15 protein-coding genes are annotated in these 24813 nt (G+C 38.5%); 6 read left to right on the forward strand and 9 right to left on the reverse strand.

Going from position 1 to position 24813, the window contains the following annotated elements; translation table 11 throughout:
- The first annotated feature begins 147 nt into the window (after positions 1-147).
- The 4 genes from QX565_RS01485 to QX565_RS01500 all read left to right on the forward strand — a co-directional run bounded on the left by QX565_RS01485 (position 148) and on the right by QX565_RS01500 (position 9139).
- Complete coding sequence (locus tag QX565_RS01485) at positions 148-3117, forward strand: SusC/RagA family TonB-linked outer membrane protein (protein WP_007486245.1); 2970 nt, start codon at positions 148-150, stop codon at positions 3115-3117.
- A gap of 13 nt (positions 3118-3130) precedes the next feature.
- On the forward strand, positions 3131-4768 hold the full coding sequence (locus tag QX565_RS01490) for a RagB/SusD family nutrient uptake outer membrane protein (protein WP_223381335.1): 1638 nt from the start codon (positions 3131-3133) through the stop codon (positions 4766-4768).
- 37 nt (positions 4769-4805) lie between these two features.
- On the forward strand, positions 4806-6248 hold the full coding sequence (locus QX565_RS01495; protein WP_195349073.1) for a SusF/SusE family carbohydrate-binding protein: 1443 nt from the start codon (positions 4806-4808) through the stop codon (positions 6246-6248).
- 68 nt (positions 6249-6316) lie between these two features.
- Positions 6317-9139, forward strand: coding sequence for an alpha-amylase family glycosyl hydrolase (locus QX565_RS01500; RefSeq protein ID WP_025867029.1), 2823 nt, complete (start codon positions 6317-6319; stop codon positions 9137-9139).
- Between the two features lie 132 nt (positions 9140-9271).
- Here the strand turns inward: QX565_RS01500 and QX565_RS01505 are convergent, their stop codons facing one another.
- From QX565_RS01505 to QX565_RS01515, 3 genes are all read right to left on the reverse strand, one after another.
- Positions 9272-11668: a transglycosylase domain-containing protein gene (locus QX565_RS01505; protein WP_223381332.1), complete on the reverse strand. Its 2397-nt coding sequence runs from the start codon at positions 11666-11668 to the stop codon at positions 9272-9274.
- Between the two features lie 105 nt (positions 11669-11773).
- Positions 11774-13750, reverse strand: coding sequence for a sensor histidine kinase (locus tag QX565_RS01510; protein WP_044166657.1), 1977 nt, complete (start codon positions 13748-13750; stop codon positions 11774-11776).
- 145 nt (positions 13751-13895) lie between these two features.
- Entirely contained in the window at positions 13896-14150 is a 255-nt protein-coding gene (locus QX565_RS01515; protein WP_002561096.1) for a type B 50S ribosomal protein L31, read from the reverse strand.
- A 265-nt stretch (positions 14151-14415) separates the two neighbouring features.
- On the opposite strand from QX565_RS01515, the gene QX565_RS01520 reads away from it, so the two are divergent.
- The gene (locus QX565_RS01520) at positions 14416-15432 is read left to right on the forward strand and encodes an endonuclease/exonuclease/phosphatase family protein (protein ID WP_289290860.1); all 1017 of its coding nucleotides are present in this window, start codon (positions 14416-14418) and stop codon (positions 15430-15432) included.
- Positions 15433-15610: 178 nt separating this feature from the next.
- A complete protein-coding gene (locus tag QX565_RS01525) occupies positions 15611-16615 on the forward strand; it encodes a class II fructose-bisphosphate aldolase (protein ID WP_002561098.1) in 1005 nt (334 codons plus the stop codon).
- Positions 16616-17010: 395 nt separating this feature from the next.
- On the opposite strand, the gene QX565_RS01530 is transcribed toward QX565_RS01525, so the two are convergent.
- From QX565_RS01530 to QX565_RS01555, 6 genes are all read right to left on the reverse strand, one after another.
- Positions 17011-17853: a BRO-N domain-containing protein gene (locus QX565_RS01530; RefSeq protein WP_289290863.1), complete on the reverse strand. Its 843-nt coding sequence runs from the start codon at positions 17851-17853 to the stop codon at positions 17011-17013.
- A 4-nt stretch (positions 17854-17857) separates the two neighbouring features.
- The gene (locus QX565_RS01535) at positions 17858-18937 is read right to left on the reverse strand and encodes a DUF2971 domain-containing protein (RefSeq protein WP_289290865.1); all 1080 of its coding nucleotides are present in this window, start codon (positions 18935-18937) and stop codon (positions 17858-17860) included.
- A gap of 1 nt (position 18938) precedes the next feature.
- Positions 18939-19574 carry a hypothetical protein gene (locus QX565_RS01540; protein ID WP_289290867.1) on the reverse strand — a complete coding sequence of 212 codons (636 nt, stop codon included), beginning with the start codon at positions 19572-19574 and terminating at the stop codon, positions 18939-18941.
- A gap of 10 nt (positions 19575-19584) precedes the next feature.
- Positions 19585-20379, reverse strand: coding sequence for a hypothetical protein (locus QX565_RS01545; protein WP_289290869.1), 795 nt, complete (start codon positions 20377-20379; stop codon positions 19585-19587).
- Positions 20380-20510: 131 nt separating this feature from the next.
- Complete coding sequence (locus QX565_RS01550; protein WP_289290871.1) at positions 20511-23615, reverse strand: type I restriction endonuclease subunit R; 3105 nt, start codon at positions 23613-23615, stop codon at positions 20511-20513.
- Positions 23602-24813 (reverse strand): AAA family ATPase, encoded by a 1212-nt coding sequence (locus QX565_RS01555; protein ID WP_289290873.1) that lies wholly within the window; start codon positions 24811-24813, stop codon positions 23602-23604. Before QX565_RS01555 ends, QX565_RS01550 begins: the two co-directional genes overlap by 14 nt.

The raw sequence follows: 24813 nt of genomic DNA on the forward strand, positions 1-24813 counted from the left end.
AAGCAGCGTTTTTCATATTTTTTCATTTGTTTGATTGACAATAAGTCTATTTTTGTTTCGTCGTAAGATAGGAACTTGAGTTACGTTCCTGTTTCGATAGAGAGAAATCATATTAATTTATATTGTTAACTTTAACTTATTAAATGCATGAAGCAAGTTAATCTTAGAATCTATCAAATGATTCTGCCCTTATTGTTGGGGCTATTCTTGTCATTAGGCGCTTATGCACAACAAATTTCTGTAAAAGGAAATGTGAAAGATGTTACAGGTGAACCTGTCATTGGTGCAAATGTCGTAGTCAAAGGTACTACTAATGGTTCAATTACTGATTTGGATGGTAATTTTCAACTACAGTCACCTCAAGGTGCAACACTCGTCGTTTCTTTTGTGGGATATCTTCCAGCCGAGGTAAAAGCAGCTTCTAGCGTAAATGTAGTGTTGCGTGAAGATTCTCAGTTACTTGACGATGTTGTAGTTATCGGTTATGCAACCGGTAGTCAGAGAACTATTTCAGGGGCAGTACAGAAGGTGGGGCGTGATGAAATGAATGCGGGTGTGGTGGTAAGTCCACTACAAGCCATTAAAGGAAAGATTGCTGGTGTAAATATCCAGAAGACCGGTGGCGACCCTACAGCTGGAGCCTCTATTCGTGTCAGAGGTACAACTTCTCTTTCCGGCGGTAATGATCCGTTAGTAATTATTGATGGTGTGTTTGGTGATTTAAACATGCTAAATGCTATTTCTCCCGCTGATATTGAAAGTTTTACTGTTTTGAAAGATGCTTCGGAAACTGCTCAGTATGGATCCCGTGGTGCAAGCGGTGTTATTGTAGTTACAACAATTAAAGGTAAAAATGGTACAAAAACATTAAGCTATGATGGTAGTTTCGGTGTTGAGACTGTTTACAAGAATCTGAAAATGCTTGACGGAAATGAATTTCGTAAAGTGGTTACAGACAGAGGTTATGCGAATGCTTTAGATGGGGGAGCTAATACTAACTTCATTGAAGAAATGCAGCGTATGGGTTATACTCAGAATCATCGCGTTTCATTTGGTGGAGGTACCGAAAGCTCAAACTATAGAGCCTCTATTGGTGTTATCGACCAGAAAGGTATCATCAAAAACAATTATATGCGTAATTATACTGCGAAGTTGGATGCTTCTCAAATGATGTTCAATAATAAACTGAAGATTGATTTTGGAATGTTTGCGGCAAGAAAGGATATGCGCTATCTTAATGATTATCAAAAGACATTCTATTCTGCCGCTTCTTTTAATCCTACACTTCCCAGTGTGGCGAATGCCGATGGTACATGGCCGGAAGATCCGAATGCAAATGAAACCCAGAACCCACTGGGACGTTTGACAATTGACGATCAGGAATCTAATTCGTATGTTAATGCAAATGCACGTTTGACGTGGACTGTTGTTGACGGTTTGAAATTGAGTGTATTTGGTTCGTATACTTATAATGTAAAAGAGAATTCCAAGTATGTTCCCAATAATATTAAAGAAGGAATTGGTACAAAAGGATTGGCTTCTAAAAATGACAATAAATCCAATATTCTTTTAGGTAACTTCACTGCTAATTATAAAAAATCTTTTGGAAAGCACTATATGGATGTATTGGGCTTGGCTGAAATACAGGATTATCAATATAGCGGATTTGGTTCGAATGCACGTTATTTTGCTACTAATTTCTTTGGTTTCAATAATCTGATGGCAGGAGCTGATATCAAACACGGAGATGCAACATCTTATGCCAACGGTAATAAACTGGTGTCGTTCATGGGACGTTTCAACTACTCTTATGCTGACAAGTATATTGCTACAATTAATATGCGTGGTGACGGTTCTTCAAAACTTGGAGCAAATAATAAATGGGGCTTCTTCCCTTCTGCTTCTTTGGCTTGGGTACTGAAAGAAGAAGATTTCCTGAAAGATGTAAGTGCTGTATCTAATTTGAAGGTGAGAGTTGGTTACGGATTGACCGGTAATCAGGATGCTATTTCTGCCTACAATTCTTTAATGCTCATGAGTCCTACGGGTACTACTACCGTTAATGGGAAGCCGGTGGTTACTTATGGTATTAATCGTAATGACAATCCTGATTTGCGTTGGGAGGTGAAGAAGATGTTTGATGCAGGTATTGACGCTTCTTTCTTTGATAACAGATTGTCTGCTACATTTGATTATTATTACTCAAAAACTACAGATTTGCTTTATAATTATTCTGTTCCTGTACCTCCGTTTGCATACGGTTCTATGCTTGCCAACTTGGGTTCTATGATGAATGAAGGTGTTGAATTTTCGGTTACGGCAATACCTTTGAAAAAGAAAGATATGGAATTAACTGTTTCTGCAAACTTCTCATGGCAGAGGAATGAATTACTTTCTTTGGATGGAACTTATAATGGGCAGCCTTTGAGTGCTGAAAAATATATGTCGCTCGCAAGTATGAATGGTGCAGGCTTTATTGGTGGTAATAACAAAGTTGTTTATCAGATGGTAGGTCAACCTGTTGGTGTTTTCTATTTGCCTAAGAGTGATGGTTTGGTTGATAAAGAAGGTAATGGCGTATATACATATCACGTTGTAAACTTAGATGGAAATAAGAAAATTGAACTTGAAGACGGAAAAGACCGTTATATCGCTGGTCAGGCAATGCCTAAGTTTTATTTAGGTGGTAACATTAGCTTCCGCTACAAACAGTTTGATATCCAGACTCAGTTTACTGGTGCTTTTGGACATAAGATTTATAATGGTACTTCTTTGACTTACATGAATATGAGCCAATTCCCTACTTATAATGTAATGACCGGTGCTCCCGAAAAGAATATTCATGATCAGACGGTTACTGATTATTGGTTGGAAAGAGGTGATTATGTTCATTTTGACTATGTTACACTTGGATGGAATCTGAATACAAAGAATTTAAAGAACGTCAACGCTTTACGTCTTACTTTCTCTGTAAATAATTTGGCTACTATTACGAATTATTCAGGACTTTCTCCTATGATTAACAGCTCTACGGTAGGTAGCGATCTTGGATTGGATGATAAACGCTTCTATCCTTTAACCCGTACTTATTCATTAGGACTTAGTGTTAACTTCTAAAAAGAAATATATCATGAAAAAAAGAATATTATATAGTTTTATTTTAGCGGCTTCTTTGAGCCTTGTCGGTTGCTCTTCATTCTTGGAGGAGGATCCAAAAGACCAGATGCCGGAATCGGAAGTGTACAAAAATCCCGATTTGATTTATCTGAATACTGTAGCGAATTTGTATACCATGATTGGTGCCGACTATGGTGGCGGTGGTCTCGCCGGTACTGACCGTGGGTTGTATGACCTGAATACATTTACAGCCGATGAGGCTATTCTGCCTACTCGTGATGGTGACTGGGATGATGGTGGGTTATGGCGTGATTTGTTTCAGCATAACTGGGGTACCAGTAATGATTTGGTGATTGGGACATGGGATTATTTGTATAAAGTGATCGTATCTTGTAATCAGTCAATCGATAAGTTAGTTATGTTGCAGAAAGAATATCCGGACAATGAGTTGTTTGGAACTTATAAATCGGAAGTTCGTGCGTTGCGCGCTATGTACTACTATTATTTGCTGGATATGTTTGCACGTGTGCCTATCGTAGAATCTTCTACTATTGAAATCAAAGATGTAAGACAATCCAAACGTTCTGAAGTATTTGCTTTTGTCAGAAAGGAATTGGAAGAGTCACTTCCTGATCTCTCTGATGCAAAAAGTGCAGCAGAAGGCGAATATTATGGACGAATGACTCAGTCTGTAGCGAATTATATTTTAGCTAAACTGGCTTTAAATGCAGAGATATATACCGATGATGACTGGACGGATGCTGTGAAGCCGGATGGAAAGAATATAAAATTTACCGTAGATGGTGAAGAAGTCAATTGCTGGGAAGCTACTGTGAAGTATTGTAATAGAATTACTGCATCGGGATATGCTCTGACTCAAGGTCTGAATGGTTTTTCTGCAAATTTTGCAGCAAAAAACGAAGGTTCTATAGAGAATATTTTTGTAATTCCGATGGATCCGACTCTATATAAAGCAAATATGATGTACCTTACTCGTTCTCGTCATTATGCTGTAGGAGCTGCTTTGGGTTTCGGTAATGGCGGATGGAACGGTTCATCAGCAACTTTGGAAGCAATGAAAGCCTTTGGCTATGGAACAGATACTCCGGATCCACGTTTGGATCGTACTTACTATACCGGCAAGGTGATGGTAAACGGACAATATGTGGAAGCGGATGGCAAAGTGCTTGAATATAAGCCATTGTCGGTGAAATTGAAATTTGATAAGAGTGATGCGGATATGAAAGTTGCGGGTGCGCGTATGTTTAAATATGAAGCTGATCCGGCTGCTACGAATGATGGCAAATTACAGCATAATGACTATGTGTTGTTCCGCTATTCGGATGTATTGTTAATGAAAGCTGAAGCTCTTTTCCGGGATGGAAAAGGCGGACAGTCCGAATTAAATCAGGTACGTGATCGTGTGGGTGCTTCTCAGGTTGTTATTAGTCTGGAAAATATTCTGAAAGAACGTTTACTCGAATTAGCTTGGGAAGGTGTTCGACGTCAGGATTTGATTCGATTTGGCGAGTTTACAAAAGCGATTACTGACAGGCCGAAGTCACAGGCATATAAAACGGTATTCCCGATTCATGAGAAAACTCTTTCTGTTAATAAGAATCTAAGTCAGAATCCAGGATACGGCAAATAAGTATAAGAATAACTAACTATTATAATAAAGAAATGTTATGAAAAAGATAATTCAATATATGGTAGCCGGACTGTTGCTTATGATGGTTAATACCAGTTGCAAGGATAATGAGAACTGGAGAATTATTCCTTATGAACCGGAACCACCTCAAACCATCAACATTACAGGTACTGCCACTGTTTATCCGCAAGTTGGAGAAGCTTCTCTTTTAAAAGAGATTCCTTTGGATAAAGGAGACGGATTCGATGAAAAAGCTGATATGATAGGTATCCTTACCTGGCTAAAAGCAAGTGGTGAATTTACTATTACCGATTCGGGGATTGCGTATGGAAAAGGAGATGTTACTTCTACCGATCCGTTTGAGACGGTTAACTTGAAAGAAGGTGGTGCAGGATTTACTGTTGCCGAAGATGGTTTGTATTATGTTGTTATGAATAATACAGAGCGCCAGTTGACTGTTATTCCTGCAAAAATAGGTATTATTGGCGATGCTACTCCTAATGCATGGAATGGTGAAACAGTAATGGAAATGTCTTTTGATCCTGCCGGATTGGTTGTTACTTCAAAATGGTCCGGTACGCTTAGTAATAAGCAGTTGAAATATCGCTTCTCGGGCGATTGGGGAGCTTCTCTTCCTTATGGCGATGTAAAAGCCAGGGTTCATACCAATTTTGGTAGTGTAGGAGAAAATGATGGCGATATTGAATTGGGAACAGAAGCGGTTCAATGTGTTGGCGGCGGTAAAAACTTTAAAATAGCCAAGAATGGCGAATATGATGTAACATTGGTTATTAATTTGAATACGCAGGATGTAACAGGAACAGCTAAGTTGACCAAAGAAGATACTTCAACAGCTACTTTACCGGAACATATGTATATTAACGGCAGTCCGTTCTCTGCGGATTGGAATTGGAGCGTTGCTCCCGAACTGACTTCGCTTCAGGATCTTGATGGAGTATTTTTCGGAATCTTCTATTTTGAAGCAGGTGCAGGCTTGAAATTTAACTCAAACAGAGACTGGGATGGCGGAGAATTTGGTGCAACAAACGATGAACCTTGTGACTATGGTGAACATGCTACTGGTGGATCTAATATGAATATTGCAGAAGCAGGTTTCTATCAGGTCGCTATTGTTTGTACCCTTTCTGAAGATAAACAATCGGTTTTGAAGAAGATTGTTCTGGAAAAAGTGAAACCTTTTCTGATTGGTGATTGTGTAGGTGCATGGGATATAAAGGAAACTAATGCGTTTACTCTTCAAGAAAATATTTTTATTTCTCCGGCTTGTCCTAATAATGGCGTGTTGCGTATGTGTGTAAAACTTCTTGATTGTCAGTGGTGGCAGTCTGAATTTACCTTGAAAGATGGTGAGATATTTTACCGTGGAAGGGGTGGGGAAGATGCAATGAAATTGACAGAAGTTGCTGCTGGTCAGACTGTAAGACTTGATTTTAAGACTGGTACAGGTAGCGTTAATTAATGGAATATTAAAATAACTATAAAGGTCATCCACACCGGATGACCTTTATAGTTAAAACATTTATGTTTATGCAGAAGATTTATTTTTTGTTATTGATCGTTTTCGGAGGAATTTTTACTGCCAGCGCCCAACTTGTGACAACTACTCCGGATTTTCCACTGGAAGGAAAAGAAGTAACTGTTGTTTTTGACGCTTCGTTGGGATCGGGTGGATTGATAGGATATACCGGAAATGTATATGCGCATACAGGTGTTATTACGAACAATAGTAAGAATGAATCCGATTGGAAATATGCTCCTTCCAAATGGGGAGATAATTCTGAAAAGTATAAAATGCGTTCATTGGGAAATAATAAATGGGAATTCAAGCTAACTCCCAGTATTCGCGAATATTATGGAGTACATGCTGGAGAGACAATTTTTAAGATGGCGTTTGTTTTTCGAAGTGAAGATGGCTCTAAAACAGGAAAAACTGCTGATGGAGGGGATATTTTTATTGATGTGCACAGAGAAGGAGTTACTGTTCGTTTTGAACAACCGGATGTTGCTACCACTTTGAATTTGGGTGATCTGCTTCCTATAAGAGCAAAAGCTTCTGTATTGGCAGATATGAAATTGTTTGTAGCAAATGAGCAGATTGTTTCCAGAACCAATGTTCAGGAAATAATATCATTACACACTTTTTCGCAGACCGGAACTTTTGAACTACGTGTGGAAGCTACGACGGGAGGTAAAACAGCTATTGCCACTCAAGTGGTAACTGTTTTGGGAGAAACAGAGCAGGGGATTCTCCCCCAGGGAGCACGTCCAGGTATAAATTATCTAAATGATACGCAGGCCACTTTGGTATTGCAGGCACCAGGAAAGAGAACCGTATATGTAGTTGGCGACTTTAATGATTGGCAATTTAAATCGGAATATCAACTGAAACAGGATGGAGAGTTTTTCTGGATTACATTGAGCGATCTGGAAAAAGGAAAGGAATATGCTTTTCAGTATGTAGTGGATGGTACGATTTATATAGCCGATCCGTACGCAGATAAAGTACTTGATCCCTGGAATGATCCATATATCTCTCCGGCTGTGTATCCCGACTTGAAACCGTATCCCACAGGCAAAGCAGAAGGTATCGTTTCTGTGCTTCAGACCGGGCAGACCCCTTATCAATGGCAGGTGACTGAATTTAGGAAACCTGATAGAAACCAGTTGATGGTATACGAGATGCATATCCGTGATTTTACTACAGAGCACTCTTTCAGTGCAGCAAAAGATAAATTGTCCTATTTAAAACAGTTGGGGATTAATGCCATTGAATTAATGCCTGTGAATGAGTTTGAAGGTAATAGTAGTTGGGGATACAATCCTTCATTCTATTTTGCGGTAGATAAGTATTATGGAGCAAAGAACGAGTTGCGTGCTTTTGTTGACGAATGTCACCAACAGGGGATGGCAGTGATTATAGACCTTGTTTTGAACCATAGTTTCGGACAATCTCCATTTTATTTACTCTATCGTGATGCTGATGGAACTCCTTCGGCGGATAATCCCTGGTATAATAAGGAATCCAATATTCCCAATAAGGATTTGCAGTGGGGGTATGATTTTAATCATCAAAGCACCTATACCCGTGCGTTGGTGGATAGTGTGGCCGGTTTTTGGATGAAAGAATATAAGGTAGATGGTTTTCGCTATGACTTTACCAAAGGATTTTCCAATACTCCTCAGGATACGTGGGCCAATAAGTACGATACGGAACGTATTGCGAACCTGAAACGGATTTCTTCAGAAATCTGGAAACGCAATTCGGATGCTTATGTCATTATAGAGCATCTGACGGATGGAACTACAGAAGAAAAAGAGTTGGGAGAGGCTGGCATTATGCTTTGGAGAAATATGAACTACGCTTATTGTGAGTCGGCTATGGGATGGCCCGATAAATCTAATTTTTCCGGGTTGTATGGAGGAACATCCAATATGCCTGTGAATAGCCTGATGGGCTATATGGAAAGTCACGATGAGGAACGTACTTCTTTTAAAGCCTGGAAATGGGGTACTGAAAGTATCAAGGGAGGAGGTACCAGTGCCAATCCGGTGAATGATAATAATCTGGAAAATCGTGTGAAACAACTTGCTACCAATGCTGCCTTCTTCTTTACAGTACCAGGACCTAAGATGATATGGCAATTGGGAGAATTAGGATATGACTATTCTATAAACAGTAATTCGGATGGAACAGTGGTTGATGATGGTGGTGCATATCGTACTGATCCTAAACCGATTCGCTGGGACTATTTTGAGAATACAACGCGTAAAGGATTGTATGATACGTATAGCAAGTTAATGGATCTGCGAACTTCGTATCCGGAACTCTTTACTCCTGATGTTGCTTTCAGCTGGAAAGTAAGTGGTAATACGAATTGGAATAAGGGACGTTTCATAACAATTACTACAGAGGATAGAGCCATTGTTATTGCTGGTAACTTTACGGCTGTTGCTGGTGACTATTCGGTTGTATTTCCTAAAACAGGTGTATGGTACGACTTTATGGATGAGAATTCTACACTGAATATCGCGTCGTCAACTGTAGCACAGAGCATTTCAGTTCCGGCTCATGAATTCCGTCTTTATACCAGTTTCAAACCGATACTTACCGGTATTGAGGAGAATGTAGCCAATTCGGATCAGATTCTAGGTTATTATAATAATAGTCTGGACGAATTGGTAATCAATGGAGAGGCTGATTTTGTAGAAATCTATTCTGTTAATGGCATGATGGTACAGAAGCAGGAAAATGTTACTTCTATGGGACTCTCTGTGTTACCCTCAGGATATTATGTAGCCCGTATTCAGACAAAAGATGGTAAAGTTGGTTCTTGTAAGATAATGAAGTAAACGAGCACGAATTACTTACAGGAATGTATCAAAAGCCTGATAAAGCTGTTAAAAGGCAGTTTTAGAAACACAGATTAACGCTAACTTACGCAAAGATTAAATCTGCGATAATTAGCGTTAATCTGTGTTTTCTTAAAAACTTGTAAGCATATCCTCTTCACTTCCTGCCAGACTATCGGGCAGGTATACCGTTATCGAATCTGTATCTTTGGGATGATAAATCCCTTGACAACCGTATGATTTATGGATTACCTCTTTAGGTTTAGGGAATTTTCCTCTATACTTTGTGAGATGTTTATCTTTTAATACACCCTCCATGAAGTAAGCAAAAACGGGTAGCGCAGTACGACTTCCTTGTCCCAACTCTCCGGTACGAAAGTGGATACTACGATGTTCGCTTCCTACCCACGAGCCTCCCACCAGGTTGGGAGTAACACCAACAAACCAGGCATCAGAATGATTGGAGGAGGTTCCTGTTTTACCTCCGAATTCTGTGTCATAGCGGAAAAGATCATACGCCCATAATGCTTTGGATGTACCACCCGGCTCAGTCAGTCCTCCTTTGAGCATGTCTGTAAGCAAGAAAGCGGTTTCGTAGGGAATAGCCTGTATTTCCTGCTGAGACTGGTACTTGAAAAGTTCCTTGCCATCTGCATTTTCAATACGGGTGATGAGTATCGGGTCATGTGCTCTTCCTTCATTAATAGCTGTTGTATAGGCATTAACAAGCTCAAGCAATGATACGTCAGAGGCTCCCAGGCTGAGTGCCGGTGTCTCTTCAAGCGGTGTGTTTATGCCCATGAGTCTGGCTGTCCGAGCCACTTCATGAATACCTGTTTCTTTGGCCACCTGTACCGCAATCGTGTTTACAGAACGGGCAAACGCACATTTTATTGACATGGTATCTCCGGTAGCCATTCCGTTCGCATTGTGGGGAATCCACTGGGTAGGTTTACCTTTTTCGATAACATCCCATACTACATTTTCATCAATTCGCTCGTCGCAAGGAGAAAGGCCTTTGTTTAATCCGGTGGCATAAACGAAAAGTTTAAAGGTAGATCCCGGTTGGCGTTTGGATAGAACTTTATCATATTTCCAGGAGTTGAAGTTTATATCACCCACCCATGCTTTTACATATCCGGTTTGTGGTTCTATGGCTACAAAGCTACAGTGCATAAAACGTTCCATATAGCGTATGGAATCCATAGTACTGATAGTCGTATCTCGTGTTCCGGTTTCATAATCAAACACCTTTAGGCGATGTGGCAGGTTCAGATAGTAGTGAATAGAGTCCGGCTGATCGGGATACTTTTCTGCCAGTTGTTTGTAGGCAATGGTGTGGGTGGCAAGGTCCTCTATAAAATGTGGAATTTCCTGATGGTTACGGTCGCGCCATGGATTCTGGTTACCCCAATGGTTGTCAAAATTGCGTTGTATCACTCGCATTTGTCTGTTCACAGCTGCTTCGGCATATTTTTGCATTCGGGCATTTACGGTTGTGTATATTTTCAATCCGTCGGCATAGAGATCTATCTTATTCTCTTTGCACCATTCTTCCAATTCTTCGGCAATGGCTTCGCGAAAGTACAGAGCTTGTCCGTCATAATTACTTTCAACGTTATAATTCAGCTTGATAGGAATCTGTTTGAGTGAATCAAACTCTTGTTGGCTTATAATCTGGTGAGTCAATAGATTTTCCAGTACTACATTACGACGTTTCAGACTGTTTTTGGGATTGAGACGTGGGTTGTAAGTGGTCGTTGCTTTCAGTAACCCCACAAGTGTAGCTGCCTGTTCATAAGTTATATCTTGAGGGTTGGTATGGAAATATGTACTGCTGGCTGTTTTGATGCCATAAGCATTACTGCCGAAGTCTACCGTATTGAGATACATGGTCAGGATCTCTTCTTTTGTATAAAAGCATTCTATCTTGACAGCAGTAATCCACTCTTTAGATTTCATTATCAGCAATTTCACTCCCGGGATTTTTCCTAATAGCCCTGTAGAATATTGAGAGCGCACCTTAAACATATTCTTTACCAGTTGTTGGGTAATGGTACTTGCGCCTCGTGCCTGCCCTCGTGCCATATCTTTAATGGCCGAGAAAACTCCTTGGATATCTATTCCGAAGTGATTATAAAACCGTTCGTCTTCTGTACATATCAGCGTCTTGATAAGTTTTGGAGATATCTCTTCGTACTTCACCGGACTACGGTTCTCACGAAAGAACTTACCGATAAGCACACTGTCCGCACTATAGATTTCTGAAGCTATCGGCTGACTCGGATTGTGTATGCTTGACAGGCTGGGAGATTTACCAAACATCCATAAAAAATTGATGTCCACCATACCCAAATAAAGCAGGAACAGAACAAGAAAAGTTGTACAAGAGAGGATTACTTTTTTATACCAACGAGCTTCGTGGTAAAGGTTTGTGTACCAGCTCCAAAAGGCTTTACATCGATCAGTAATAAAATGGAGGACGCTTTTGCTGCGTGATACCCATTTGTGGGAATCAAATGTTATCATATAAAGATATATAATAAAAACGGCTGCAAAAGTACGAAGGAGTTTTGGTATAGCAATGCGTTATACCAGAAAGTTTTATCATTGGGTTACAAAAATGTTTACCTCTTATAAAAGCGGATGTATAAATACAAACAGGCTTCCTTTTTTATACTCATTGTCAAGATAGAGGCTACCCTGAAGCCTTTGAACCAGAATCTGACAAAGAGATAATCCTAATCCGGAACCTTGTGTAAATGAATTTACTTTGTAGAATCGTTCAAAGACTTTCTTTTGTTCTTCTTTAGGAATACCTATTCCGGTATCACGTACCAGGAAATGGATTTCTTTTTTATCAGGAGTGATCTCATAACTTAGTTCAATTTCGCCTTCAGAGGTGAACTTTACAGCATTGTGCAATAAGTTGAACAGTATCTGATGAATCATTTTCTTGTCGGAGATCATTGTAAAGTCTTCTTCTTTGAGAGTGGCATGCAGATGAACATTGGTATTTGCAAACTCTTTAACTTCATCGATGACATGGTTGCAACATTCATTGACAGAGAAAGAACTCTTCATTGGTTCTTCACTGTCGCTGTCAAGACTTGCGATGGATAACATATCGCTGATAAGTCTTAAAAGATGGTCGCTGTTGGTTTTTATTGTGTTACTGATTTCTTTTATTTCATCAGAAGAAAAGGTGTTAGGAGTTGCCAGACAATCAGCGAAACCTACTATCGTGTTTAATGGAGTGCGGATTTCATGATTCATATTTTGTATGAATACATTTTTCATCTCATTTGCCTTTTGTATTTTTTCGTTTGCTGCAATCAATTGTAAATCCTGTTGGTGTATCTTGGCATTCAATTTTAATTGTCGTCTATAAACAGTCATGCGGAAAAACAGAATAAAGAGTAAGATTATACCAATACCAATGGTTAGTAATAATTGCATATTACGTGCTTTCAGACTGAGTTCCTGCTTCTCCAGTTTTAGCTTATTGACATCATATTTGGTCGATAGATAATTCAGCTGTTTCTGGGTCTTTTCCCATGAAAGGGTATCTCCCAACTCAATCACTGAAATCAGTTTGTGGTAGGCTTCATCGTATTTGTTTGCCATGGCAAGTGCATTTGCCCCGTTCAGATACATACGCCTCATATTCTCTTTACTGTTTCGCAATTTGTAGTAGTTGGCACACGAATCTATATAAGCAGCCTGCATAATATAATCTTTCATCAGATATGCGTAGGTCTGTTTGCTGTCAAATAGATAGAACCGGGGGATAGAAGGATATTTTCTATATACTTCTTCCAGCTCGGACAGATATTTTTTGAATGTTTTTATGTCGCCGCTACTGACGCATTTACCGAATACCAGATATTTGGTCATGGCAATATTTCTGGGTGGGAATCCATGTAATTTGCCTGCCAAAGCTAAATTGGCAAGTGAGTCTAATTGTTGGAATACTTTTTGAGATTCTGTTTCGCGATTTGCTGCCGACAGAAGAATTATCTCATTAGAGGCCAATACGGCATAGATATCCCATCGTTTCATCTGATAGAATTTCTGCATGGCCTGGATGAGGTATGGTTCTGCTTTTTGATTGTCTCTGGCTGCAAGATAACCGGAAGCAATGGCAAACTGATTGTATGCCATACCTGTTTCACTCTTGTTTTCTCTGGCATAGTTGTACATTTGTTCGTTTTCAAAAGTACCAGCCTTTCCATTTCCTACATTATTATAGCCTTCGCTAAGTAGGAGCCAGTTGTAATAAAATCCATGTATGTCTTTGTATTTCAGACATAGATCTTTTACTATGGCTGTGTATTTACGTAGACTGTCTATCTCTCCACCTATATAGTGAAAATAATTTCTGTCTTTGTACAAAAAGAACTCATCCCTTACACTATTTATTGAATCTGCCCTTGCCTTTAGTATATTCCAGTGTTTGATATATTCCTGGGGCTTTTGATAATATTCTTCGAGTGCTTGTATGGAAGCTGGTACAGAATCGGGATGAAATAAAAGAGAGTTACCGGCCTTGAGCGTAAGGCATGAGAATAAAAAGAGTATTAAGCCTGTACTTTGTATATAGGTCTTCATAGGAGAATATATTGCTTGTTGTTGTTTAGGATATGTTTTTGTATACAAAGATATATTTTTTACCCGGTTGATCAATGAATATCTATAAAAAAAGAGGAAGTTTCATTTGAAACTTCCTCTTTTTTATGGTCAACCGACTAACGGATTATTTTTTCTTACGGTCACCGTAACGGCTCATGAACTTATCAACGCGACCTGCTGTATCTACCAATGTAGATTTACCAGTGTAGAACGGGTGAGAAGTACTTGAGATTTCAATTTTCAGCAACGGATAAGTTTCACCTTCGAACTCGATGGTTTCTTTAGTGTTTACTGTTGATTGAGACAAAAACATATCACCATTTGACATATCTTTGAATACTACCGGACGGTATGATTCTGGATGAATACCTTTTTTCATTTCAGTATTTGTTTTTTTAATTATTATATCGTTTACTATTTGGTAAGAATAGTGTAATGGTCATTTTCAGTGCGCAAAGATAATGCTTTTCTGTGAAATAGAAAAAAGATTGGGAAAAAAACAATGATTCTCGCTTTTTTTTAAGACTTTTGTGGAGAATAATGTGCCAATATGCTAATATGCCAATGCGCCAATTGGCTGCGCTATGATACTGCATAGTAATTGGCACATTGGCATATTAGCACATTATTAAATTATTTATAATATGAAAAAACTGATTATTGCATTGAACTTTTTGTTGCTGATTGCTATTGGCGGACGGGCACAGGAATCTGGAAAGCGCTTGTATAGCATCGCTTTTTATAATCTTGAAAACTTGTTTGATACTATCCATGATCCTGGTAAGAATGATTTTGAATATCTGCCGGACGGACCCAAACAGTGGAATACTGAAAAATATATGGCAAAGTTAACGAACTTGGCGAAAGTACTGGGTGAGATCTCCCGGGATAAAGTTCCTGGTGGTCCTGCTGCTATCGGTGTGGCTGAAGCTGAAAACAGGCGAGTGCTTGACGACTTGGTGAAGCAACCTGCATTGGCTTCTTCCGGCTATGAGATTGTACATTATGAAGGACCGGATAAGCGGGGGATTGATTGTGCACTGCTTTATGATCCGAAACAATTTACGGTTTCATCAAGTAAATTGGTACTCTCTACCCCTTTTGAAGGAGATACGATACACAAAACACGGGGTTTTCTGATTGTAAATGGTAAGATGGCGGGAGATAACGTTTGTTTTATTGTAAACCACTGGCCTTCGCGTGGAGCTGCCGAACCTGTGCGTGTACATGCTGCCCGACAGGTACGTGCATTGATCGATTCTTTGCAACAAGATAATAAGAAATTGAAACTGATTGTTATGGGAGATATGAATGATGATCCGATGGATCAGAGTATGGCTACCCTGGGTGCAAAGAAATATAAGAAAGAGGTGAAGAAACATGATATGTTCAATCCCTGGTGGGAAACACTGGAAGATAAAGGAGTAGGCACGTTGCTTTATCGTGGCAAGTGGAACTTGTTTGATCAGATTGTTATTTCGCCTACGTTGCTCAATGCCAAAAAAGGATTGAAATACGATCACAATGAGGTCTTTATCCGTGAATATCTTTTTCAGCAGGATGGAAAGTACAAAGGTTCGCCTTTGCGTACACATGGCGGAAAACTTTGGCTGAATGGTTATAGTGATCATTTGCCGACTATTATTTATTTGAAGAAATAAGCTCTCCCTTTGCTACGTAGAGATTACAATCGACTATTAAATGATATTTAAGACTCTGAAATAGGATTGATTTGTACTCATTATCGAGGATATTTCTTACGCTTTGGTTTTGTATTAAAACTATAATGTGTACTTTTGCATAGAATTTTTATTCACTAACAATAAACTTTTAAACAAAATGGTAAATTACAAAGATTTAGGACTGGTAAACACAAGAGAGATGTTTGCTAAGGCTATTAAAGGCGGATATGCTATTCCTGCTTTTAACTTCAACAATATGGAACAGATGCAGGCCATTATCAAGGCTGCTGTAGAAACAAAATCTCCGGTTATTCTTCAGGTATCTAAAGGTGCTCGTCAGTATGCTAACGCTACTTTATTGCGTTATATGGCTCAGGGTGCTGTAGAATATGCAAAGGAATTGGGTTGCGCTCATCCTGAAATCGTTTTGCATCTTGACCACGGAGATACTTTTGAAACTTGCAAGAGCTGTATCGATTCAGGTTTCTCTTCAGTAATGATCGACGGTTCTCATCTTCCTTACGAAGAAAACGTTGCTCTGACTAAGAAGGTAGTAGACTATGCTCATCAGTTTGATGTAACTGTAGAAGGTGAGCTTGGTGTATTGGCAGGTGTTGAAGATGAAGTTTCTTCAGACCACCACACTTATACTGACCCTGAAGAAGTAATTGATTTCGCTACCCGTACAGGTTGTGATTCATTGGCTATTTCTATTGGTACTTCTCACGGTGCTTATAAGTTTACTCCGGAACAGTGCCACATTGATCCGAAGACTGGCCGTATGGTTCCTCCTCCTTTGGCATTTGAAGTATTGGATGCTGTAATGGAGAAACTTCCGGGCTTCCCAATCGTGCTTCACGGTTCATCTTCAGTTCCTGAAGAAGAAGTTGAAACTATCAACAAATATGGTGGTGCACTGAAAGCTGCTATCGGTATTCCTGAAGAAGAATTGCGTAAAGCTGCTAAGTCAGCAGTTTGCAAAATTAATATCGACTCTGATAGTCGTCTGGCTATGACTGCTGCTGTCCGTCAGGTATTTGCTGAAAAACCGGCTGAGTTCGACCCACGTAAATACTTGGGCCCGGCTCGTGATAATATGGAAAAACTGTACAAGCACAAAATCCTTAATGTACTTGGCTCAGACAATAAATTGGCTAAATAATTTTCCACTTTGATATGTAGAAAGCTGTGCCTGCAAATGGTACAGCTTTTTTTGTGTTTTTTCTTGCAATAAAATTTTTTTGATTCAGATTTTGTTTATATTTGTGGTTATAATAAGTAGTTGATTGACAAACATATTCTACTTTAATTGAAACATGCTATCCTATGTGAACAGTTTATTTTCTGATAGCATATAACAGGAAACGTTATATGTTTTTGTAATTCAGATACTTACAATAGAGCTTAGGGTGAGGTGCTAACGGATTTGCAACGTGGTGCATTCTGTTTATTGCTTGTGATTGCATCGCAGATTTGCTGCTTATAACGTTCCTTGCTCGTGAAGACAAAGGTATAAAAAATGGATGAATTTACAAGAAATCCACCCATATATTTGATTTACTCGTTTTCGTTTTTATCCTCAATGCTTTTATGAATTGACTTGGCGTTGAGTGATGTTACGACCTTCTCTCCGATAACTTGCTCCATCTCTATGCGTGCGTTGCGAGCTACCGTTGCGCCTTTAACAGCTACTTCTGTGTGCTCTTGCATCGTTTGAGGATCACTGTTTTCTGAAATACCTTTAGTTGTTAACTCTGCAAGCATATTCAAAACTAATTCGCGATTGGTCATATTATCTCTAAGGTTTTCCTTTTTAAGATTTTTCAATCGCTTATACTCCTTTGCAGTGTGGTCGCTCCAAGTTTTGTAAATTATATCGGTAAGTGTTGCAAATTGCACACCCTCTTCCAATCCACATCGCTTCCACTCATCTGTAAGCTCTTTGCGTATCTCGATGGACTTGATGCGTTGATTGATCCAATTCTCTGAATATCCAAGCCTGCGATAATCAGTCATCGCCTGCTCAATCGAAAGTTCTGGGTCTTGCATCTGATCTAACCGTTCACTCGCCACTTGTGCCATCCACTGTTTGAAAGGCTCTGCCTTTGGCGATGGGATGGATTGAATTAGACGGAATAGTTGCTCTGTATCTGCCACATCGGTAAGATAGTTTTTGCCATCTGCTGCACGCATTTTCAGTTGACTACAATTTGTAGTCAACTCACTTCCTTCCTTTTTCAGTCGTGTTTTAAGCACACTCCAATATTTTCGTGGGTTAGGGCTATCTGTAAGTACTGCAACCACATCGACAATAGAGAAATACCATTTCTCTTGCTCATCGTCCCAAACGGTACGAACCTTCTTCTGTTCAAAGAGCTGTATTTTATTTTGTTGCGCCATAAAGTTAAGATATCAATCTCATTTTCAATTCATAATTATCTGCTTTGAAATCTATATACATTTCATACTGCTCAATATTTTTGCTTTCACATAGTTTTTGTAATATCTTCTTGTTAATTGGAGAAATTTGAGCCCCATAATATATTGCTGTTGGCTTATTGTTTTCCAACACCATAGAATCTACTCCTACATTATTTCTGCAATCACATATCAGTCTCCATTCACACTCATACTTCCATATCTCAGATTTGTTCAAATAAGTTTTTTCGGCATATAAACTATCTGGTTTTTGTAATGTAAACTCTATGTTTAATGAATGTGCATTAGCAAAGCCCATATACCACTCCACAAATTCAGTCGCATCATATTGTTGATTTGAATAAATAACAGGATAGAGTTTTACATATTTACGTTGTGGGCAATGAGAACGATTTGTGACATCACAACTATCGCATTTGCATTTAGGTGCATTGTTTGAGAAATTATATTTTAAAGCAAAACCTTTGTGGTAGTCTGCATAATGAGCCCACATTAGACTGTTATCTATGCGCTCACTTAGGCAAGCTATTTTTGTATTGTTTCGCATAAAATTCTGCGCCTCATTGATTACAGATGACACCTGATTAAAAGATGGAGGTGTTATATCTGCATTTTCTGCTTCCTCAATAGTTATTTCAGATAATCGTTGCTCAATCTGTTTTACAAATATTTTACCATACATTTTATGATATATATCAGGTAGACATTTATGTTCGTGAAAGAATTTCCAAAGATTTATTCTAAACTCAGTAGAAAATCCAAAACAAACACTATTATACAGATAATCTCGATTAGAAAAGAACAGACTATCGTGAGGATCGTTAAATTTAGATGGATTTACAGCCCAAATTGTGTCCTTATCAAATGAGTCTATATTTAATTCATTACAGGATCTATATCTGAATAATTCTGATGGAGTATTCAACGCAACGAGATTTTCTATTGGTGCTAGTCTTTCAAAATATTGCTCATTGGTTAATCCGCCTTGCAGAATGGTTTCGTTTAGTAACTTGCCAAACTCTTTTTTAAACTCTGAAGTTTCCATATTATATTATATCCACTATAAAATTAAGATTCAATGCTTCAGATATTTTTTCGATTTGCTGCTTTTTAGTTGCGGTAGAACTTAGGGTCATAAGATACCAGCCCTTAGCTATGTCTTTTTGTGAACTTGAATAGGCGTTATCCAATGTATTTGAGATGAGAGGGACACCACATTGAATGATACCCAACTCTCGCACCTTATCAACTCCTGCTCGTTGAACGACCTGCTTGAGCGTATCTAACGCAAAGCGATTCTCAAAGACTGTTCCGTCTGGAAACGTTACACGTAGATTTGTATTCTGCGCTCGACCACTTACCTTGCGTTTGATTTTCCCTACATTGTGTTCCACTTGTGGGTCTGGAATGATCTCGATAGTCTCCATTTGCTCCGTGAAGTTCCGTTTTCGTGAAATACGAACACTTAAAGGCTCATTCGGAACATAATCAACCACCAAGACCAGTTCTCGTTGAATTTGACTAATTATAGGCTCAACCCTTTCAGAGACAACAGGTAATATCTCATTCTTGATAATCTCTTGTTCCAACTCCGATGTTTGTTTCAAAAGGTCATCTCCCAGCTCCAGTCCCAACTCCTTTAGATTCTGAATCGTGCTGTATAGTTTCTGTAACTTAGTCATAATTATTTTACTACGGTTTAGACGCTTTTATTTTTGCAGTAATAATATCTAATGTTGCTGCTGCTTTTTTTGTCTTTTCAGTCTTCTGTAAAGCCTCAAGTCGTTCGTCTAGTATAAGTTCAATACTTACACGCATTATGTCAAAATAACTCAAGCACTCCTCTTCTGATAATTCATGAATACCGGCACTTAAGATTCCGTATATCTTTTGATTGCTTACTAAAAAAGATGGTAGTTCTGATTTCAACATATCAATCTTTTCATCCATACGAGCCTTTTCAAAATCATCTCTATTTATTCGGCATTCTTCTATTACAGTCTCTGCTATTTCAAAAATAAGCGATTCTAATATACGTCGTAAATAGACAAAAGATCCAACACCTACACCGTTAGCAACTAAACCTATGGCACGAGTAAACTCCCTAAGCTTTTCGTTTGACAAAACTTTTTTATACTGTTTTATCTCTCCTATATGAATATCTGCAATTGATGGATATTGTCCAATTTTTGTGATGGTTTTCTGGGTAACATCGAAATAAACATAGATATATAGCAAATCTTTATATCTGCCACATCTTAATATCATGCTCTTAGCCCCTGATTCTTCAATCAATTTCGAGTTAAAATCACCTGATTCATAATTGCATATCCCTTTGATTAAAGAGAAGGTGGATTCTTTTTTTTGAAATGGATTATAACCATCATATATACCACCTTCCCTCAAGATCTCTTCCCAAAATGTAATCTCATCAAGGGATATTTTTTGATATAACGGAGTGTTAAAAATGAATTCTTGCGCTGTCATATTTATTTTTTTTGATTATTTTTATTTTGCTATTCGTCAGGTTATTAATTTATGAATCATTTCATCGATTTAAATTTTAAAGTCGTAGATGTCAATTTTGTAGATAATGTTTCTATCAACCCTGACTACTTTTAAATCTGCCCTCCTATACCCTTAAACTTCTCAACAAAAGAAGCTAACTTCTGGAATACACTTTGCTTTTTAGTTAAATATTGAGGATTCAATGGACTCATTTTAGGCAGTATACTATTGAGTTCCGTTCCGTTTTCGCTTGCATACTCACGCTTCAAAGAGGTTGATATGTAGCGTTTTGCCTCTTGTTCATTTAGGTTCTCATCAACAATTAACTGTACTGCCTCTTCTCTCAGTTTTTCTTGCGCATAACTGTAGAACGAATCAAGAATACTTGGCTTATCACAGATAGCGTCAATATCAGTTTCGTTGATATAATCAACCACTAAGCTCTCTTTGGCTCGGTTTCCGATACTGGCACGAATAACACGACGAATTTCCTCTATCAATGCAACTTTGTCGCTGGTCTTTTTATTATGCTCAAAGATTAGTTCGAGAATATAGTCGAGGTTTATCTCTTGAGATTTTAGCAAATCGACCTCAAAGACTACATCGTCCCAATCGACTTTTGATTTATCCTCTTCTTTGCCACTTCTCTCCCGTCTTAACCAGTCACGAATATCATTATAAGTAGAGCGATAATCTTGAACCGTGCGGTCAGGCAATATGTCAATTTCTTGCATTGTGGCAATATCCTCGTCTGTTACGAAATAAGCCTCTTTGAATGCTTCAATGGCTTGAGGATCGTTTATATCTATTGCTTGAAGTGCTTTGAGGTGCGTAAATTCATCGTAGTTTTGCAGGATGTTTTCCACACGCAAATACTCACCAAATAGTTTTGTGAACTCCTTTTTATCTTTATCTGTGACTATTTCCTCCGGACTTGGAAACTTTTCGTTTAGCTCCTTTACAACCTCTATATAACCTCTACGGGCTTCACCTGTAACAATATCTGTAAAACCTTCCAGATATTCTTTGTAGCTTTTTTCAAGCACTACATTCCTTGTACTACTATCCCCGAATGTTTGAATAGCTTCAATGGTGGCAGCCTCCAAATCTCTAAAAGTGACGATATTACCAAAAGTCTTAGTAGCATCATAAATTCGGTTGGTGCGAGAAAATGCTTGCATAAGCCCATGATAACGCAAGCTTTTGTCTACAAATAGCGTATTGAGTGTAGGAGCATCGAATCCCGTAAGGAACATACCTACAACAATAATAAGGTCAACCTCTTTGCTCTTTACACGTTTAGCAAGATCACGATAGTAGTTTTGAAACTCCTTACTATCAACACCATAACTTGTTTTAAACATTCTGTTATAATCATCAATAGCCTTTGTTAGGAACTCTTTTGCACTCAGATCCATTGCTGATGGCTCAAAGGTCTCATCTGGTATTTCACCTACTGCATTTTGCTCTTCGTTGGCAGCAAAAGAGAAGATTGTCGCAATTTTGAGAGGTTTCTCACTATCCTTTTGCAGAAGGTTCAATTCTTCATAATAGCATTTTGCAGCATCAACGCTACTTACGGCAAACATCGCATTAAAACCTTTACCTCCCCCTTGGTTTCGGTGTGTTTTGATTCTGAAATTCTGCAAGATATATTCTGATATCTCTTTTATACGAGCAGGGTGAAGCATCGCTTTCTTAAATTCCGCCGAACTTAGCTTTTCTTCATTTTGTTCTGATTCTAAGTCTTTAAATTTAGGTCGGACATCGTTGTAATCAACCTTAAACTTTAACACCTTTTCATCTCTGATTGCGTCGGTAATGACATACGAATGCAATTCACGTCCAAACACACTTGCGGTTGTCTCATCTCCCAAAGCATTTTCGGGGAATATCGGCGTTCCGGTGAAGCCGAATTGATAGTATCGTTTAAACTTCTTTCTTAAGAGCTTTTGAGCCTCCCCGAATTGAGAGCGGTGGCATTCGTCAAAGATGAAAACAACCTGTTTTTGATAGATTGATAGTTCACCTTCGCTTTTCATTAAGTTATTTAGCTTCTGAATAGTGGTAACAATGATTTTATTATCATCCTTGTCGAGATTTCTTTTTAAACCTGCAGTGCTTTCTGAGCCGTTTACACTATCGGGAGAAAATCTTTGATACTCTTTCATTGTTTGAAAGTCCAAGTCTTTGCGATCCACAACAAAGAAGACCTTATCAATAAAGTCAAGTTCTGTCGCCAGTCTTGCCGCCTTAAAGCTGGTGAGTGTTTTCCCAGAGCCTGTTGTGTGCCATATATATCCGCCACCTTCGGGCTTAGACCATTGTTTCGATTGAAAGGAACTTTTGATTTTCCACAAGATACGCTCTGTTGCTGCGATTTGATATGGGCGCATTATGAGGAGCGTGTCGCTGGTGTCAAAAACCGAGTAGGTGAGCAACACATTTAGGAGTGTGTTCTTTTGGAAGAATGTAGCCGTAAAATCCTTTAAGTCTTTGATTAGCGAGTTATCGGCTTTCGCCCAGTTCATTGTAAAGTCGAAGCTATTTTTATTTCGCTCTACAGTATTTGCAAAATAACGGCTATCTGTACCGTTCGAGATAACGAAGATTTGCAGGTACTTAAATAGAGAATTTTCTTTATTAAAACTCTCTTTTGTGTAGCGATGCACTTGATTAAAGGCTTCACGAATAGCTACTCCACGCTTTTTTAACTCAATTTGCACCAATGGCAACCCGTTGACCAATATGGTAACATCATACCGATTGGCGTGCGTTCCCATTTGCTCAAATTGTGATATTACCTGTAATTTATTACGAGTAACATCCTTTTTGTCCACTAAGTAGATATTTTGGATATGCCCATCGTCAAATACAAAGTCATAGATATAGTTATCGTGTATCTTTCTCGTCTTTTCAACGAGATTGTCACTTGGTTTATCCAAATACTCCTCAACATAGCGAGCCCATTCGCCATCACTAAACACCATATTGTTAAGTTCTTGAAGCTGTACTCTTGCATTGGCAAGCATAGCTTCTGCACTTTTTATCGTGGGATTTTCGTATCCTTGGTTGATTACGTCTTGTATAAACTCACGTTCAAGGGCAAATTCCGTTTGATAACCAACAGGAGGCTCACTCACCATTGAATACTTGGCATAATCATCAAGAACTATGAAGTTTTTCGATTCTGCTATGGTTCTATACTGTGTCATTTCCTTCTGCTTCGTTATTGTTAATACTTGATTTGAAATGATATGTGGGTATTATCACCTCATTTACTAGGAACCTTAACACCCGTTTATCATTTTCTTCTACAACAGAAATCTCTTCTCCATGATGTTTAGAGTGGCTGGATAGATTAAGTATTCTACTGTAATACGCACTCCGTGATTCTTCAGGCAAAAGCATTTCCCATTTGCCGTATCCGAGAAATGTAGATGTTTTTTCTAAGATATTACGAAGAAAATTAAAATGATACTTTTGAATCTCACCTGACACCGTAACCTTCTCTAATTCAGATAAAAGGAAAAGATGGTAAGAAAAAGGGGAATCTTTGGCGTCTTCAAGTAGAAAAGTGCCATCATCCAATTTTTCTAAACGTCTTTTTTTTGAATGTTTTACCTTAAAGCCATAACGTGAGTCTTGATGATCAAATTCATTGAAAAGCACATTGTAGAACAATGGATTGTGCGTTGTTATAATAAATTTCAAATCTGACTTACTTGATTTTATTAACTCCGCTATATTTACAGCCAATTCTATTAAGTGATTATCATCTAATGAACTTACAGGGTCATCAATAAAGACATATTCCAACTTTTTAAATTTATCAGGTTCGGACTCATTCTTTATGGCATCATTGAAAACCTCAATAACTTGCTCAAGTAGGCTGTAAAAAACACACCAAATTAAGCAGCTCTCTTCTCCTTTTGAAATCTTTATATTCTCAATCTTTTGTTCATTACCACCTTCAATAGAGAAGGTTATTTCAGAATATGCCTTTATAGTAATATCATTACCATCTTTATCTTTTGTGGTATATTGTTCATTAAAATAAGGCGTTAATTTATCATTTGTGTAACGCTGAAAGTGAGTTATAATATTATTTCCCTGTCCTTCATCACGCAATACCCAGTTAGTGAATTCATTGGGACGGATGATCAATTTTCTATTCTTATCGGCATCCAAATCATTGTCCCAAAAGAATAGATCTTCGGTAAAAGCATTATAGTAAAGCATTTTAACGCCTGAATCTTCTGGATCTTCTTCTTCTACTTCTTTGGGAGCTATCAATTCTTTAAACTCACGCGATAGACGGGTCTTTCCTGTGCCATTAAAGGCATAGATTAGCTGTACTTTTTTATCCGCATCTCTAAGAGTTTGCGCTATTTCTGTTAATGTCTGTCCCAT

It is taken from the genome of Bacteroides sp. 41_26, from assembly GCF_949740115.1.
Lineage (GTDB): Bacteria > Bacteroidota > Bacteroidia > Bacteroidales > Bacteroidaceae > Bacteroides > Bacteroides nordii.